The sequence below is a fragment of the Pseudomonas sp. N-1-13 genome, from assembly GCF_057787095.1.
Map to the genome: position 1 here is coordinate 4,637,483 of NZ_JBYNRI010000001.1, position 15,506 is coordinate 4,652,988.

A 15,506-nucleotide genomic window follows, 5' to 3' on the forward strand; every position below is an offset into this window, starting at 1 on the left:
GGAGGCCAGAGCCCCATGAGTACCGTGCATTTGCGCACTCCAGACGTCGTTGCCGTGGATGGCCGTGGCTTGCCTGTGCGGCAAACCACTTACTTGCGCAACCAGGCCTCGACGCCCGCCGTCGCGCTGATATCGCGCCAGCACCACAAGAGCATCGGCCATCTCGTCGAGCGGTGGGACCCTCGCCTCTTCGGTCACGCGCCCAAACCCAACCTGACAACGCTGCATAGCCTCACCGGTCAGCCGCTGCATACCGACAGCGTCGATGCCGGATGGCGCCTGACATTACCGGGCCTGGCGGGTGAGTCCCGCGAGCGCTGGGATCAACGCGCCCATCATTGGCGCGTGACTTATGACCCTCAGTTGCGCCCGATAGCCCTGGAGGAAAACGGCCGGGCCGAGGTCGACACCTTCATCTACGCCGATGCCATGGCTGATGCCGATTACAACCTGCGCGGGCAATTGCTTGAGCAGAGCGATCCCTCCGGCACGGTGCAGCTGGACAGTTACGGGTTGACGGGCGAACCGTTACGCCAGGTCCGCCGTTTTGCCGATGCCATCCCCCACATCTGCGAGCAGACCCTCGACGCCCTTGGCACGCCCGTGAGCCAGACCGACGCCGCCGGCCACCGGCATTACTTGCGGCTGGACATCGGCGGGCAACTCAAACAGGTGGACCTGCAACTCAGGGACCAGGACACGCCACAACCCATTCTGCTGGACGCCCGCTACAACGCCGCGGGCCAGATCGAGCGCCAGGATACGGCCAACGGCTTGACCAGCCGCTGGACCTATGACCCGGCCAACGATCAACTGAGCACCCTCAAGACCGGAAAACCCGGACAAGCCCTGCTCCAGAACCTGACGTACTTCCATGACCCCATGGGTAATGTGCTGCGTATCGAAGACCATACCGTCGCCCCCCTGTACTTTGCCAACCAGCGCGTAGACGGTCATCGCGACTTCACCTACGACTCGCTCTACCGTTTGATCAGCGCCAGCGGTTTCGAGGGCGAGACACCTCAGCTGCATCCCGGCTTACCCGAGCCGATCGTCCCCATCGCCCCCGGCCACCGTTTCAACTACACCCAGCTGTATGACTACGACACCAGCCACAACCTGACCCGACTGCGCCATGTTCGCGACGGCAACAATCACACCCGGACACTGCGCATCGACCCTCACAGCAACCGAGGCGTGCAGTGGACCGAAGGCGATCCGGAGCCGGATTTCGACGCGCTGTTCGATGCCCATGGCAACCAGCTTTACCTGCAACGCGGCGCGCAGTCGCTGGTGTGGGACGCCCGCGACCAGCTCACTAAAGTCACGTTGCTCAAACGCGACAACGGGTTGCTGAACGATGACGAAACCTGCCTCTACAGCCAGGGCGAACGGGTCAGCAAGACCCACACCACCGCCAGCACTCGCCACGAAACGCGATATTTGCCAGGCCTTGAAATCCGCACCAGCAGCCACGGCGAACAACTGCACGTGGTCACCTGTGCATTGGCCCATGGCAGTGTTCGTTGCCTGCATTGGGAAGCCGGCCAGCCAAGCGACATCGAAGCCGACCAATTGCGCTACACCCTCGACGATCATTTGGGTTCCAGCACCTTGGAGCTGGACCGTCACGGCGCCTTGATCAGCCTCGAGCACTACTACCCCTTTGGCGGCACCGCCTGGCACGCCGCTCGTTCCAGAATTGAAGTCGACTACAAGACCCTTCGTTATTCAGGCAAGGAAATGGACAGCAGCGGGCTGTATTACTACGGCGCGCGTTACTACGCCCCGTGGTTGCAGCGCTGGGTCAGTGCGGACCCGGCGGGGGATGTGGATGGGTTGAATCTGTATGGATTTGTCGGCAATAACCCGATGACGTTGACCGACTACCAAGGGTTGATACTAGAGACCCCGGCGCAGAGAGACGCTAGAAAAGCGCAGAGCGCAGCCTATTGGCAACGCTGGAAAAACTATAACCGGCTGGACAGGGAGATCAAAAAGTTCACGGACATCATGAAGCTGACTTCACGCAGAGCCAGCGAAGCGCAAACTCAACTGGCCAGCCATCGCTCGGCAACAGCGCACGCCCAGGCCTCTGCGGTACGTGTGGGTAGTCACGTCGGTGCACAGGTTGTCAGCTACGGAACGGGACTCGCGGTAGGCTTCGGCGCCGCGGCGCTGGGCAGCGTGGCGGGACCACCCGGCATCGTCATGGGCGCCGCGCTGGGGTTCGTCACCAGCAAAGCGGTGAGCGTTGGCCTGGATTATGCGCTGGAACGATTGAGCCTGAGCGCAGCGGTCAACTTCAAGAGCCGGAAACTGGACCCTGAAAAAATCGTCAAGAAAGGCGAATACAAGAATCTTGACCTCTTTCACTATGCCAAGGCAAAAGCCCGGGATCTGGCCCACGCCGTCAGCGCGCCCACCCAGAAAAACGTCCTGAAAGCGGGAAAGGAAGTGACCAGCACTGGCACCAAGATCGCGCTGAAAGCCACAGGAACCGTGGCCTCTAGCGAAATAGGAGCCGTGACCAGCATTGTTTTGGGAACCATTGAGATCATTCATGAAATTGGCGCCGCAAGCCATGAACTGACCGAGGAGAAAATCGCTCGGGCAGATGCGCACATCAACGGCATGGTGGAAATATTGAACGCACAAATGGCCCACATCGAGACGCTGTTTGCCGAGGCGGAACTTGACGCAGTCAATACCTACCGACCGCTCAGCAAAGTAATCGGCCAGTCCAGTGGCGACACGCCTCAAAGCCTGAGAAGGGAGATGGAAGCAACCATCGGCCGCTTGAGGAAGACACAAAGCATGCTCCGATAACGCCGGAGCGAGGCACATCACCGTAGGCAGACGGCATGCTATCGTGCCTGTCCCTGCCCAGTCCTTGAAACAGTCACATGCCGGCAATGCCTCGTCCCTTGCGTCTGTCGTTGTACACCCTGCTGATCCTCAGCGGCGCCATCATTGCCGCAACCCTGGCCGTGCGGCACGCCGAACGCCAGGCACTGGAAGAGGATGCCAGCCGTGCGAACCAGCAACTGGCGTTGTACGCCAACTCCCTGCATACCCTGATCGAACGCTACCGCGCCCTGCCCGCCGTGCTGGCGCTGGACCCCGAGTTGCGCTCGGCCCTCAAGGGGCCGGTCAGCACCGCGCAACAGGACGCGCTGAATCGCAAACTGGAACAGATCAACGGCGCCGCAAAGTCTTCCACACTGGAATTGCTCGACCATACTGGCTTGGCCGTCGCGGCCAGCAACTGGCGCCTGCCCAGCAGTTATGTCGGACACAATTATGGCTTTCGGCCGTATTTCCTCCAGACCCGCACCCAGGGCACCGGACGGTTTTATGCGGTGGGCGTGACCAGTGGCATTCCGGGCTACTTCCTGTCCAGCGCAGTGACCGACGACAACGGTGAGTTCCTGGGGGCGATGGTCGTGAAGCTGGAGTTTCCTGAGCTGGAACGCGAATGGCGGCAGGGCAGCGACACCCTGCTGGTCAGCGATGCCCGAGGCATCATTTTCATCGCCAACCGAGAGGGCTGGCGTTATCGCCACTTGCAGCCGTTGACCGACAGCGACCACGCCGAGCTCAAGGCCACTCGCCAATACGACAAGCAACCGCTGCAACCCTTGGCCGTCGAGCCGCTGCGACGCTTTGACGACAACAGTCATCTGGCCCGGGTCAAGGCCCCCGACGGTGCCGTGGATTACCTGTGGGAGTCCCTGCCATTGACCACCGAAGGCTGGACGCTGCACTTGCTGCGCCGCCCGCAGATCGCCTTCGAAGACCGTCGCAACGCCGGGCTCGCCGCCGCCGGGTTATGGCTGGCCCTGGTGTTTCTGTTGCTGTTTCTCAACCAGCGCTGGCGCCTGGCAAAGCTGCGCCAGCGCAGTCGTGAAGAACTCGAACGGCTGGTAGAAGAACGTACCCGGGATTTGCGCACCGCCCAGGACGGACTGGTGCAATCGGCCAAACTCGCAGCCCTGGGACAAATGTCGGCGGCCCTGGCCCATGAAATCAACCAACCGTTGACGGCCCAGCGCATGCAACTGGCAACCCTGCGCCTGTTGCTGGACCATGGCCGGGTCGATGATGCCTACAAAGCCATCAAACCCCTGGACGACATGCTGACCCGCATGGCCGCCCTCACCGGCCACCTGAAAACCTTCGCCCGCAAAAGCCCCAGCGGCCTGCGCGAACGCCTCGACCTGGCGGTGGTGGTGGATCAGGCACTGCAACTGCTGGACACACGCCTGCGGGACGAACAGGTCAGTACGGTGCTGCACCTGACCCGCCCGGCGTGGGTGCGTGGCGATGCAATCCGTCTGGAACAGGTGCTGATCAACCTGCTGCGCAACGCGCTCGATGCCATGGCCGGCCAGCCGCTCAAACGCCTGGAAGTGCGCCTGGAAGCCGATGAGCAATTGTGGCGCCTGACGGTCAGTGACAGCGGCACCGGGATCGCCGAGGAACACCTGAGCCAGGTATTCGACCCGTTCTTCACCACCAAGGCAGTGGGCGACGGCCTGGGCTTGGGCCTGGCGGTTTCCTTTGCAATCATTCATGAGTCCGGTGGACGACTGACGGCGGACAACCATGAAAACGGCGCACAGTTCTGCGTGACCTTGCCGATCGATCAGGAGGCGCAGTTGCATGCTTAACCCTTGCACATTGAAAAAGGTCATCGTCGTCGACGACGAGGCCAGCATCCGCAGCGCCGTGGAGCAATGGTTGAGCCTGTCGGGTTTTGAAGTGCAGTTGTTCAGTCGCGCCGAAGAATGCCTGGCGCAATTGCCAGGACATTTCCCGGGGGTGATTGTCAGCGATGTGCGCATGCCCGGGCTCAGCGGCCTGGAGCTGCTGGCCGAAGTGCGCCGACGCGACCCGGACCTGCCGGTGATCCTGTTGACCGGCCACGGCGACGTGCCGATGGCCGTGGAAGCCATGCGCGACGGCGCCTACGATTTCCTGGAGAAACCCTTCACGCCCGAAACCCTGCTCGGCAGCCTGCGCCGGGCGTTGGACAAGCGCACGCTGGTATTGGAGAACCGTCGTCTGCACGAGCAGGCCGACGTCAAGGACAAGCTCGATGGGACACTGCTTGGGGTTTCACGGGCGCTGCAAAACCTGCGTCGCCAGGTGCTGGACCTGGCGACACTGCCGGTCAACGTGTTGATCCGCGGCGAAACCGGCAGCGGCAAGGAGCTGGTCGCCCGTTGCCTGCACGACTTCGGTCCCAGGGCAGACAAACCCTTCGTGGCATTGAACTGTGCGGCCATTCCCGAACCGCTGTTCGAGGCTGAACTGTTCGGCCATGAAAGCGGCGCCTTCACTGGCGCCCAGGGCAAGCGCATCGGCAAGCTCGAATACGCCGACGGCGGCACGCTGTTTCTCGATGAAATCGAGAGCATGCCCCTGGCTCAACAGGTCAAGTTGCTGCGGGTGCTACAGGAACAGAAGCTCGAACGCCTGGGCTCGAACCAGAGCATCCATGTGGACCTGCGCATCATCGCCGCCACCAAGCCCGACCTGCTCGACGAAGCCCGCGCCGGACGTTTTCGCGAAGACCTGGCCTATCGCCTGAACGTCGCCGAGCTACGCCTGCCGCCATTGCGTGAACGGCGCGAGGACATTCCTTTGTTGTTCGATCATTTCACCCACAACGCCGCCGAACGCCTGGGTCGCCCCGCCGTGCCCTTGAGCGGTGCGCAGTTGAGCCATTTGCTCGGCCACGACTGGCCCGGCAATGTGCGTGAACTGGCCAACGTCGCCGAGCGTCACCTGCTGGGACTGGATCAACCCCGCGTCCTCGACACGGAGCCAGGCCAATCCCTCGCCGCCCAGCAGGAAGCCTTCGAAGCTCAATGCCTGCGCGCCGCCTTGACGCGGCACAAGGGCGATGTGAAAGCAGTGCTCGAGGAATTGCAGCTGCCGCGTCGCACCTTCAATGAAAAGATGCAGCGGCATGGGTTGAGTCGGGAGATGTTTTTGTAGGGTTGGCGTTTTTTGTGGCGGCTGAACTGGCCTCATCGCGAGCAGGCTCGCTCCCACAGAAGTGATGTGTACACAGGTTGAAATGTGGGAGCGAGCCTGCTCGCGATAAGGCTGCCCGCTAGCCCGAAATCAAGCCGGCGAGCATTCGTTTCCGGTCGGCCACGTCCAGTGCCCGGTAGGCCTCCAGTAGCATTTCCTCATCAGGCGTCAATGGCGGTTTGGCGATTTGGGCGCGCTCACCGACCAGGACGTACTGCGCGTCCACGCCGATAACCACCAGTTTGGCCACCAGATCGGCCGGGCATTTCTGCCGCCCCGATACCACTTCTTTCAAACGCTGCGGGCTGGATTCACCAGCGGCACGGGATGCCGCGGCCAATGACAACCCACAACGGTCAATCTCCTCGCGCAGACGAACGTGGATATATCCCACCAAATCTATTGACATGGTGTAACTATCCCACCAAAATAATTCGGACAAACAGCAATCATCTTCGCCTCACAGGAGTCACCACCATGGCCCGTACCGCCGCCGTACACCCGGGAAGTCGGAGCGTCAGGGCTGGAATCTACTCTGGAAATTTCCTACATGGAACAGAGAAGCATCTGTAGCACAAAAGGAAGTGTCGTAAATATAGCTCGCCTCTAGTCGTGAGACTCTTCCCTCTCGTCACCGACCTTCATCGAAGGCAAGAGCGCTTCAGCAGACGCATTGAATAATGTTGAGTTTTTAGCTTTTTTACTTGAGGTCTGACATGGATTTGAATCAAACGTTTACCCACCGTTGGGCTGCCTTGGGCAAGCTGGCGCTTTTGATGCTGGCGTTCGGCTTATCGTCGCCGGCGACCGCCAATCTGGTGGTTTATCCGATGACCAGCACGATCGGCGCCGAGCAGGATGGCATTGGACAGATCCAGCTGCATTCCAAGTCGGACAAGGTGCAGTACATCAAGGTCAGTGTGGTCCAGATCCAGCGCCCGGGCACGCCGGATGAACACGAAAGCCCAGTGTCTGCGGCCGATACGAAGGGTATCGTCGTGTCGCCACAACGCACGGTACTCGCTCCCGGCGCCAGCCGCACGGTACGGATTATCGCGCAGGCGATGCCCAGCGAGGAAACCGTCTACCGGGTTTATTTCGAGCCAGTGGCCGCTCCACAGGATCTGGCGGCAGAAGACGACGACCCGCAAGGCACGCAACCCAGAATCGGCGTAAACCTGATCTGGGGCGCGCTGGTGCGGCTGCTGCCCGATGACCGTCAAATGAGCGTCGGCTTGCAACAAAGCGGTGACGCGCTACGCAATGACGGCAACGTGCGCATCGGTGTATTGCAGGTCGGACGCTGCACCGACGTCAAGGGCGAAAAAGACTGCCTCTGGAACGATGTCAATCGCAGCTTGTATCCGGGCAGCACGCTCCCTGTCCAGGCATCCGGCACAAGCGGCAACCTGCTCATGCGCTTTGTGACCAGCGACGACAAACGGCCACGGACTTTGGCCGTGCTGCCGTAACCCACTCCCCCCTCACATTTTTCAATCTAAGCCATGTGCCTGCACATGGCTGAGCCCCTGTTCACCCATAGAAAAGAGGAAACACCCCATGAAACTGCTCAAATTCGCCCCGTTGGCACTGGCCGCACTGGTCTCGATGCCCGCCCTGGCGGTTGAGAAAAGCATCCTGGTCTATGCCGATGTCGATCCGACGCTGGAGTTGCTCCAATCCGATGGCAGTGCCCTGCCGCCCTCCATGGAGATGAGCTACCTGCCGGGTGCGGGTCTGCAACCCACCCGTCTGGGCACGCGGGTCTTCAGCAATGACACCGATAAGGACATGACCATCAGGCTGATCACCAGCCCCGTCCTGGCCAACATGACCAACCCGGCTTCCACCGCGGTTCCCCTGTCCGTCACCTTTGGTGGCAGAACGCTGAGCACCACCGGCGTCGCCTTGTCGGCGGCCGACCTGTTCCCCGGTGGCGACCCGACCAGCGGCTCGATCGAGCAGATGCTGGAGATCAAGCAAACCACCGTTGGCGCTATCGCAAACGCTGGCCGCTATGAAGGCATCGTCAGCCTGGTGCTGACTCAGCAACCGTAAACACAACCGTTCCTCCCAAGGGGGTACGGCGTCGTCGTACCCCCTTTCCTGCATCAAGGCCACGTATGAAACGCCACTTCACAGCTATCTCCATCTCCCTTTCATGGGCGCTGGCCGAAGGCGCCTGGGCCGCGACCGACGCCTTGACTCAGGTGCCGGCCGGCTTCGAAGCCTTGGTCGAAGGGCAGGTGGAACAGCTCGAACTACAACTGTTCAACCGCAATCTCGGCGTGCACCCGGTGCTGGTCCAGCCCGGCCGGATCGAATTCAAGCAGCCTGAGCGCATCGCGGCCCTGCTGGTGGAAGCCGGCGTACTGGCCTCGCCTCAGGAACTGCTGCCATTACTGTCACAGCCCTTGCCCAGCAATAGCCAGTTGGCCTGCTCCTACGGCCTGGCCAGCGAGGCGAGTTGCGGCTATCTCGAAACCGAGGCAGTGGCCGTGATTCTCGATGAGGCCGGGGCCCGTCTCCAGGTCCTGCTGCGCAAGGACTGGCTGCCGACCAACGAGGCCTCGGCCCTGCGGCTGCATACACCGAGCGAGGCAGAGAATGCCCTCGTCCACCGGCAAAACATCAATATCGCCCAGTCCGACAGTTACCGCGCCCTGGGTGCCAGCGGCCTCGGCGCACTCGGCCTGGGAGAAAACAGTCACCTGGGGTTCACCTGGACCTATCAGGCCAACCAGAACAAGCGCGGCAGTGACAGCAACCTGGAATTCAACAACGCCTACTACCGGCGAGACTTCGACCGTGAACACTACGCACAGGCGGGACGCATGGACATGAGCAACCTGTCCAGCGCCGAAGGCGGCAACTTCAACTTCAGCCTGCTGCCCCTGGGCCGGATCGACGGTGCCCGTGTCGGCACCACCCTGGCCTACCTCAATCGCGACGTCGTCGGACAGGGCACGCCCATCTCCCTGATCCTGACCCAACGCGCCCGCGTCGATGCCTTTCGCGGCGAAGAATTGCTCTCCACTTCTTATCTGGATGCCGGTGTGCAGAACGTCGACACCCGAACCTTCCCCAACGGCAGTTATCCGGTGACCCTGCGGGTGATCGAAAACGGCCAGGTAACCCGTACCGAAACCGTGCCCTTCAGCCGCACCGACGGCAACGGCCTGGGGGATGACACCGTGCAATGGTTTTTACAGGGTGGGCGCACGGCCGAGCATTCCCTGTACGAACAAGATCCCGCCGCCGTGGCCCAGACCGGCCTGCGGGTACCGCTGCTCGATAACCTGGCGCTCACCAGCGCGATCACCTGGCTGGACACCGCGTTCTACAACGAAAGCCGCCTGGACTGGGCCGGCACGCTGGGCGCCAGCAGTTGGTCTCTGTCGGCCGCCCTCCTGGAGGGGAACGACGGGGCGAGCGGCAACAGCCAGCAGTTCACGTTCAACCATGGCCTGTCCTGGAATCTCTATCGCTACTCGCTGCGCAGCCCGTCCTGCGAGCACAACCGCCGCACCTACCAGCAGAGTGGCTGCAACGAATCGCTGACGGCCAGCGCATCGCTGCCGTTGGCCGGCGGCGCCCTCACCGCTGGCTATAGCTACAACCGTTATGCCCAGGTGAATCCGTCCTACTACTGGAACACGTTGCCCGGCGAGCCGGACCTGACCGACGAACTGACCACCGCCACCTGGGCCCGCACCCTGCAGGTGGGGTTCTCTCGCGGGCATCGCCTGGGCCAGTTCCACCTCACCCACCGCGTGGGCGCGTTTCGCAATCAGAGCGGCAATCGGCCGACCGACCACGGCCTGTACCTGAGCCTCAGTCTGTCCCATAACGAGCGCTCGACATCCGGTGGCTTCCGGCAGACCAGTGTCGGCCTGGACGCGCGCCGCGAGCAGGCCGCCAGCGACAGCGTCCGGACCAGCCTGGCCCATACCCGTGTCTGGGACAGCGAGCAAGGTCGCAACGAGATGAATACCGGGCTGGGTTACGACGACCTGGGCCGCTGGGACGCCGAACTGGCCGGGCGACTCGAACGTAGCTGGGGCGAAACGAGCCTGGCGATGTCACAGCGCGGCGGTGACCGGCATGATTCACGCCCTGGGCTCAGCGGCAACCACTCTTCCTCACTGGCACTGGGGCGCGAAGGTTTCTTCTGGGGCCCCGGCCAGGGCGGCACAGGCCCTGGCGCCGCCGTCGGCATCGTCGCTGCGCCAATGGAAAACGCCACCGGCGCCGCGGCCAAGGTCAGTGGCGGCTACGGCGCCCAGACCAGCATCGGCTTCGGCGAGAAACGGCTGATTCCGATCAATGGCTTCGAGGTCTCCCAGACTCGCATCAGCGATGCCGATGCCTCGCGCCAGAACCTGAGCTCGGTGAATGTCGGCAACGGCAGCCGCGACTGGTTCCTGCCACCCGGCAAGCTGGCGGTGCAGCGCATCGAGTCCAGCCTCAGCTACACCTACATCGGACGCCTGGTGGACGCCCGGGGACAACCGCTGGCACAGGCGGCCATCCTCAACGCAGCGATGATGGAAACCGCCGAGGACGGCAGCTTCGTCGTCGATCTCAACAAGCCCCCGCAACCGTTGTTCGCCCTGGACCTGAACGGTGTGCATGCCTGCGCCGTGCAGTCGGCCACCGCTCGCAGCAGCTTGCGCCAGGTCGGCACGCTGACCTGCCAGAGCACCACCCTGGACGCTCTGCCCAGAGACCTGCGCGACCCCGACCGACTGGAACGCTGGACCGCGCGCCGCAGCGCCGCGTTATCGTCAGACAAGAGAAACCAGCCATGAATCTGATCTTCCACCGTTGGGCCCGTCGCCTTGGCGCACTGATTGGCGCGTTCGCTGCGCTACCGGCGCTGGGGGACATCCATCCCGGCAACCACTATCAATCCGAGATGCTGCAATTCGACCGCTCGACTCCGCCCGCCGATCATTACATCTGGACGCGGATGACCCATGGCTGGCACGAACAACCCGTGGCAGGCGCAGGCTATAAGACAATGCATTTTGTCTGTCTGTCCAACACCGATCCAGCAACAGGCCAGTGCCTGACCACCACCGGAGGCAGATATGGCACCACCGAGATAAAGCTGCGTTTCACGGAGAAACGCAGCCGACTGTCCGTGGTTCTGACCGTCAAAGGCAACATTACACGCAGATACCAGATCCACAGCCCCTGCGGGGTGTGGGCGCCCAGCACCTGGATGCTGACCTCGACATCACATGGCAATTGCGAGGGAGTGGATGTGACGGGTACGGCCTCCACCCTCTGGATTCCTCGGTCAGAACTCGCCAAATTGCCTGCCGGTGGCATCTGGACGGCGCAATTGGTCATGAAGCTCAGGAGGTTCTACTCGCAGCCAATCGGAGACGCCCATATCTACACCGTCGATTTCAAGCTGGACGTGACCGATCACAATAACGTGCAGATCTACCTGCCCGCCCACGGCATCAGCACCCCGCAGGTGGACCTGAACCTGCGCACCCGCCCGTTGAGCAATGGCCCCGGCGGTATCGTCTCCGGCAAGGCTGTCGTCGATGCCTGCCTCTACGACGGCTACAACTCCAACAGCCAGCGTTTCGAGATGCGCGTCACCGACAAAAACCCCGTACCCGGCATGGCCGGACGCTTCTTCGTGCAGCACACCTCCGGGGGGACGGACGAGCGCAACCGTATCGAATACCGGGTTCGCACCCGCACCGCCAACCTGGGCGAGACGCAGCATGTCTCAGGTCAACCGGTGACCTTTACCGGTATCAACAATGCCGATATCCGCGCCGTGCGCTTGCCCAACGTCCCCTTCCCGGTCGTGTGCACACCCTGGCCGATCACCCTGGAGACACCGCAGTTCCGGCAGATCGACAAGAATACCGGGCAATATCGGGGAGAGTTGAACCTGGAGTTCACGCCTTCAACCTCGTCGCCCTGAGCCTTTGGGTGTCGGTACTGGCGCCATCGCGAGCAGGCTCGCTCCCACATTGGACCTGCATACACAGAACCCTGTGGGAGCGAGCCTGCTCGCGATGAGGCCAGCAGCCAAGAATGATGACCTCAAGGATGAGCGGATTCCCGCTCATTCCACAGCAAAAATGAGCGCCAATCCGCTCACCCAGCATTCAAAACCCCTCTAGACCGGCCTTCTCCCACCTGGCACAGCTCCTGCTATAGCCCTGGCAGGCTGCGTTCCCACGCGCTCCACAAAAACAATTAAACGAAGGATCCTTCAATGGATAACTCCAACGCCCTTCCCCTCGGGTCGGCCGCCGCGCCCGCCCGTGAAAGAACCACTGCCAGCCGGATCAAGTCGATTTTCAGCGGTTCGGTCGGCAACATGGTCGAGTGGTATGACTGGTACGTCTACGCCGCTTTCTCGCTGTACTTCGCCAAAGTATTCTTCCCGGCCGGGTCCTCCACCGCGCAACTGATGAAAACCGCCGCGATCTTCGCCGTGGGCTTCCTGATGCGTCCGATCGGTGGCTGGTTGATGGGCCTGTACGCGGATCGCGCCGGCCGCAAGGCGGCGCTGATGGCCTCGGTGTACCTGATGTGCTTCGGCTCGCTGATCATCGCCCTGAGCCCCGGCTATGAAACCATCGGCGTCGGCGCGCCCATCCTGCTGGTAGTGGCCCGCTTGCTTCAGGGCCTATCGGTGGGCGGTGAATACGGCACCTCGGCAACCTATCTGAGCGAGATGGCCACCAAGGAACGTCGCGGCTTCTTCTCCAGCTTCCAGTACGTGACCCTGATCTCCGGCCAACTCATCGCCCTCGGCGTGCTGATCGTGTTGCAACGGTTCCTCACCACCGAAGAGCTGTATGCCTGGGGCTGGCGCATTCCATTCGCCATCGGCGCGTTGTGCGCGATAGTGGCGTTGTACCTGCGTCGCGGCATGGAAGAAACCGAGTCGTTCACCAAAAAGGAAAAAGCCAAGGAAAGCGCCATGCGCACCTTGATGCGCCATCCAAAAGAGTTGATGACTGTGGTCGGCCTGACCATGGGCGGCACCCTGGCGTTCTACACCTACACCACCTACATGCAGAAATACCTGGTGAACACGGTCGGCATGAGCATTTCCGACTCCACCACCATTTCCGCCGCCACCCTGTTCCTGTTCATGTGCCTGCAACCTTTGATCGGCGGTTTGTCGGACAAGGTCGGTCGGCGGCCGATCCTTATTGCCTTCGGCATCCTGGGGACACTGTTCACCGTACCGATCCTGACCACCCTGCACACCATCCAGACCTGGTGGGGCGCGTTCTTCCTGATCATGGCGGCGCTGATCATCGTCAGCGGCTACACCTCGATCAACGCCGTGGTCAAAGCCGAGCTGTTCCCCACCGAGATCCGCGCCCTGGGCGTCGGTTTGCCGTACGCCTTGACCGTATCGATCTTCGGCGGCACCGCTGAATACATCGCCCTGTGGTTCAAGAGCATCGGCATGGAAACCGGCTACTACTGGTACGTGACGGCGTGCATCGCCGTGTCGCTGCTGGTCTACATCACCATGAAAGACACTCGCAAGCATTCGCGGATCTTGACCGACTGACCCGCGCACACGCACACACGAAAGGGGCGAACCTGTACAGGTTCGCCCCTTTTTTTGTGCCTCGTGTCCGAAGATTTATCCGACATTAATCTCTGGTTAATGCCCGCCCTACATCCTCATCCTCACCAAAACGTTGTTCGGGTACGCCGGTGATGACATTTATCGCCGATCAGTAACAACGAGCAACCAATCGATAAATACGATTTGTTTGAGCGTTTTTTTGCGCTTTTTAATCGATTTAACAAGCGTAATATGAATTCCACACCCAAGGCGATCAACGCCAACCACTTCGGAGAACGACCATGAAAACCAAACTGATCCTCGCCCTGACCCTGTCCGTACTGGCCGCCAACACCTTCGCCGCCGATGGCTTCGACCGCACTCAGTCGGCCATTGCCGCTGACGGTTACGACCGCACCGGCTCCAACGCTATCGCCGAAGACGGCTTCGACCGCACCGGCTCGAACGCTATCGCTGAAGACGGCTTCGACCGCACTGGCTCGAACGCTATCGCTGAAGACGGCTTCGACCGCACTGGCTCCAACGCTATCGCCGAAGACGGCTTTGACCGCACTGGCTCCAACGCTATCGCTGAAGACGGCTTCGACCGCACTGGCTCGAACGCTATCGCTGAAGACGGCTTTGACCGCACTGGCTCGAACGCTATCGCTGAAGACGGCTTTGACCGCACTGGCTCGAACGCTATCGCTGAAGACGGCTTTGACCGCACTGGCTCGAACGCTATCGCTGAAGACGGCTTTGACCGCACTGGCTCGAACGCTATCGCTGAAGACGGCTTTGACCGCACCAACACCGCCTCTCTCAGCTAATCCCAACGAGGCTCTCTCACAGCCCGGCTTCGGCCGGGCTTAGTTGTTTTTGGGGTACAGGAAAACGGTCAGCCTCAAGCCCAACACAAAAGTGGTCTCACTGAAGAACAAATTGTGGGAGCGAGCCTGCTCGCGAAGAGGTCAGCACATTCAACCCCTACGTCCCCTGCTACACCGTCATCGCGAGCAGGCTCGCTCCCACAGGATTGTGTGGCAGACGAAAGTTCCGTGAACCCTGAAGAGCAAATGAGTGGGCAGGCTTGCCAGGTGCTGACAAAAACAGTCGCCCCCTGCACTATCCACAACATCCTCAAAATCCATCCCCAGGACCCTCGCCTCATGCCCGACGACATCCACTACTACGAACCCGCCCACGGCCACGGCCTGCCCCACGACCCGTTCAATGCCATCGTCGGCCCACGCCCCATCGGCTGGATTTCCTCCCAGGACGCCGAAGGGCACCTGAACCTGGCGCCCTACAGTTTTTTCAACGCCTTCAACTACATTCCGCCGATCATCGGCTTCTGCAGCGTCGGGCGCAAAGACAGCCTGAACAACATCGAACAGACCGGCGAATTCGCCTGGAACCTGGCGACACGCCCGTTGGCCGAGCAGATGAACCAGAGCTGCGCCATGGTCGCGCCAAAGGTCAATGAATTCGAACTGGCCGGTTTGACGCCAGCGTCATCACGGGTGATCCAGGTGCCACGCGTGGCGCAAAGCCCGGTGTCCTTCGAATGCAAGGTCACCCAGATCATCCAGTTGCAGCGCGCGGACAAGGCATTGGTGCCCAGTTGGCTGATTCTCGGCGAGGTGGTCGCCGTGCATATCGCCAAATGGTTGTTGAAGGATGGGGTATACGACACCGCCGCCGCCGAGCCGATTTTGCGCGGCGGCGGGCCGGCGGATTATTTCCAGCTGGGTCCCGAGGCGCTGTTCAAGATGCACCGTCCTCAATAGCAGTGCACAGACAAAGCGTTTTATCTGTGGGAGCAAGGCTTGCCCGCGATGAAGACAACGCAGCCTGTCTTTTGAACCGAGGTGACCGCATCGCGGGCAAG

The 15,506-nt window shown here is 61.5% G+C and carries 11 protein-coding genes; 10 read left to right on the forward strand and 1 reads right to left on the reverse strand.

Annotation, left to right across the window (positions count from 1 at the left end; genetic code table 11):
* Positions 1-15: 15 nt before the first annotated feature.
* The 3 genes from AC3I65_RS20830 to AC3I65_RS20840 all read left to right on the forward strand — a co-directional run bounded on the left by AC3I65_RS20830 (position 16) and on the right by AC3I65_RS20840 (position 6,006).
* Entirely contained in the window at positions 16-2,829 is a 2,814-nt protein-coding gene (locus AC3I65_RS20830) for an RHS repeat-associated core domain-containing protein (RefSeq protein WP_488524119.1), read from the forward strand.
* Between the two features lie 77 nt (positions 2,830-2,906).
* Positions 2,907-4,673, forward strand: a complete 1,767-nt coding sequence (locus AC3I65_RS20835; RefSeq protein ID WP_107321952.1) for a sensor histidine kinase — start codon at positions 2,907-2,909, stop codon at positions 4,671-4,673.
* Positions 4,666-6,006: a sigma-54-dependent transcriptional regulator gene (locus tag AC3I65_RS20840; RefSeq protein WP_076383663.1), complete on the forward strand. Its 1,341-nt coding sequence runs from the start codon at positions 4,666-4,668 to the stop codon at positions 6,004-6,006. Before AC3I65_RS20835 ends, AC3I65_RS20840 begins: the two co-directional genes overlap by 8 nt.
* 118 nt (positions 6,007-6,124) lie before the next feature.
* On the opposite strand, the gene AC3I65_RS20845 is transcribed toward AC3I65_RS20840, so the two are convergent.
* A complete protein-coding gene (locus AC3I65_RS20845) occupies positions 6,125-6,454 on the reverse strand; it encodes a hypothetical protein (RefSeq protein ID WP_155417167.1) in 330 nt (109 codons plus the stop codon).
* 307 nt (positions 6,455-6,761) lie between these two features.
* Here AC3I65_RS20845 and AC3I65_RS20850 point away from each other — a divergent pair, with 307 nt between their 5' ends.
* The 7 genes from AC3I65_RS20850 (at position 6,762) to AC3I65_RS20880 (ending at position 15,405) form a co-directional block, all read left to right on the forward strand.
* Entirely contained in the window at positions 6,762-7,517 is a 756-nt protein-coding gene (locus AC3I65_RS20850; protein ID WP_076383662.1) for a fimbrial protein TcfA, read from the forward strand.
* Between the two features lie 88 nt (positions 7,518-7,605).
* The gene (locus AC3I65_RS20855; RefSeq protein ID WP_047227118.1) at positions 7,606-8,103 is read left to right on the forward strand and encodes a CS1 type fimbrial major subunit; all 498 of its coding nucleotides are present in this window, start codon (positions 7,606-7,608) and stop codon (positions 8,101-8,103) included.
* Between the two features lie 65 nt (positions 8,104-8,168).
* On the forward strand, positions 8,169-10,856 hold the full coding sequence (locus AC3I65_RS20860) for a TcfC E-set like domain-containing protein (protein ID WP_047227119.1): 2,688 nt from the start codon (positions 8,169-8,171) through the stop codon (positions 10,854-10,856).
* Positions 10,853-11,998: a CblD like pilus biogenesis initiator family protein gene (locus AC3I65_RS20865; RefSeq protein WP_052915296.1), complete on the forward strand. Its 1,146-nt coding sequence runs from the start codon at positions 10,853-10,855 to the stop codon at positions 11,996-11,998. Before AC3I65_RS20860 ends, AC3I65_RS20865 begins: the two co-directional genes overlap by 4 nt.
* 297 nt (positions 11,999-12,295) lie before the next feature.
* On the forward strand, positions 12,296-13,615 hold the full coding sequence (locus AC3I65_RS20870; RefSeq protein ID WP_047227120.1) for an MFS transporter: 1,320 nt from the start codon (positions 12,296-12,298) through the stop codon (positions 13,613-13,615).
* A gap of 302 nt (positions 13,616-13,917) precedes the next feature.
* Positions 13,918-14,445 carry a heme utilization protein gene (locus AC3I65_RS20875; protein ID WP_488524120.1) on the forward strand — a complete coding sequence of 176 codons (528 nt, stop codon included), beginning with the start codon at positions 13,918-13,920 and terminating at the stop codon, positions 14,443-14,445.
* 339 nt (positions 14,446-14,784) lie between these two features.
* Positions 14,785-15,405: a flavin reductase family protein gene (locus AC3I65_RS20880; RefSeq protein WP_076383658.1), complete on the forward strand. Its 621-nt coding sequence runs from the start codon at positions 14,785-14,787 to the stop codon at positions 15,403-15,405.
* Positions 15,406-15,506 lie beyond the last annotated feature (101 nt).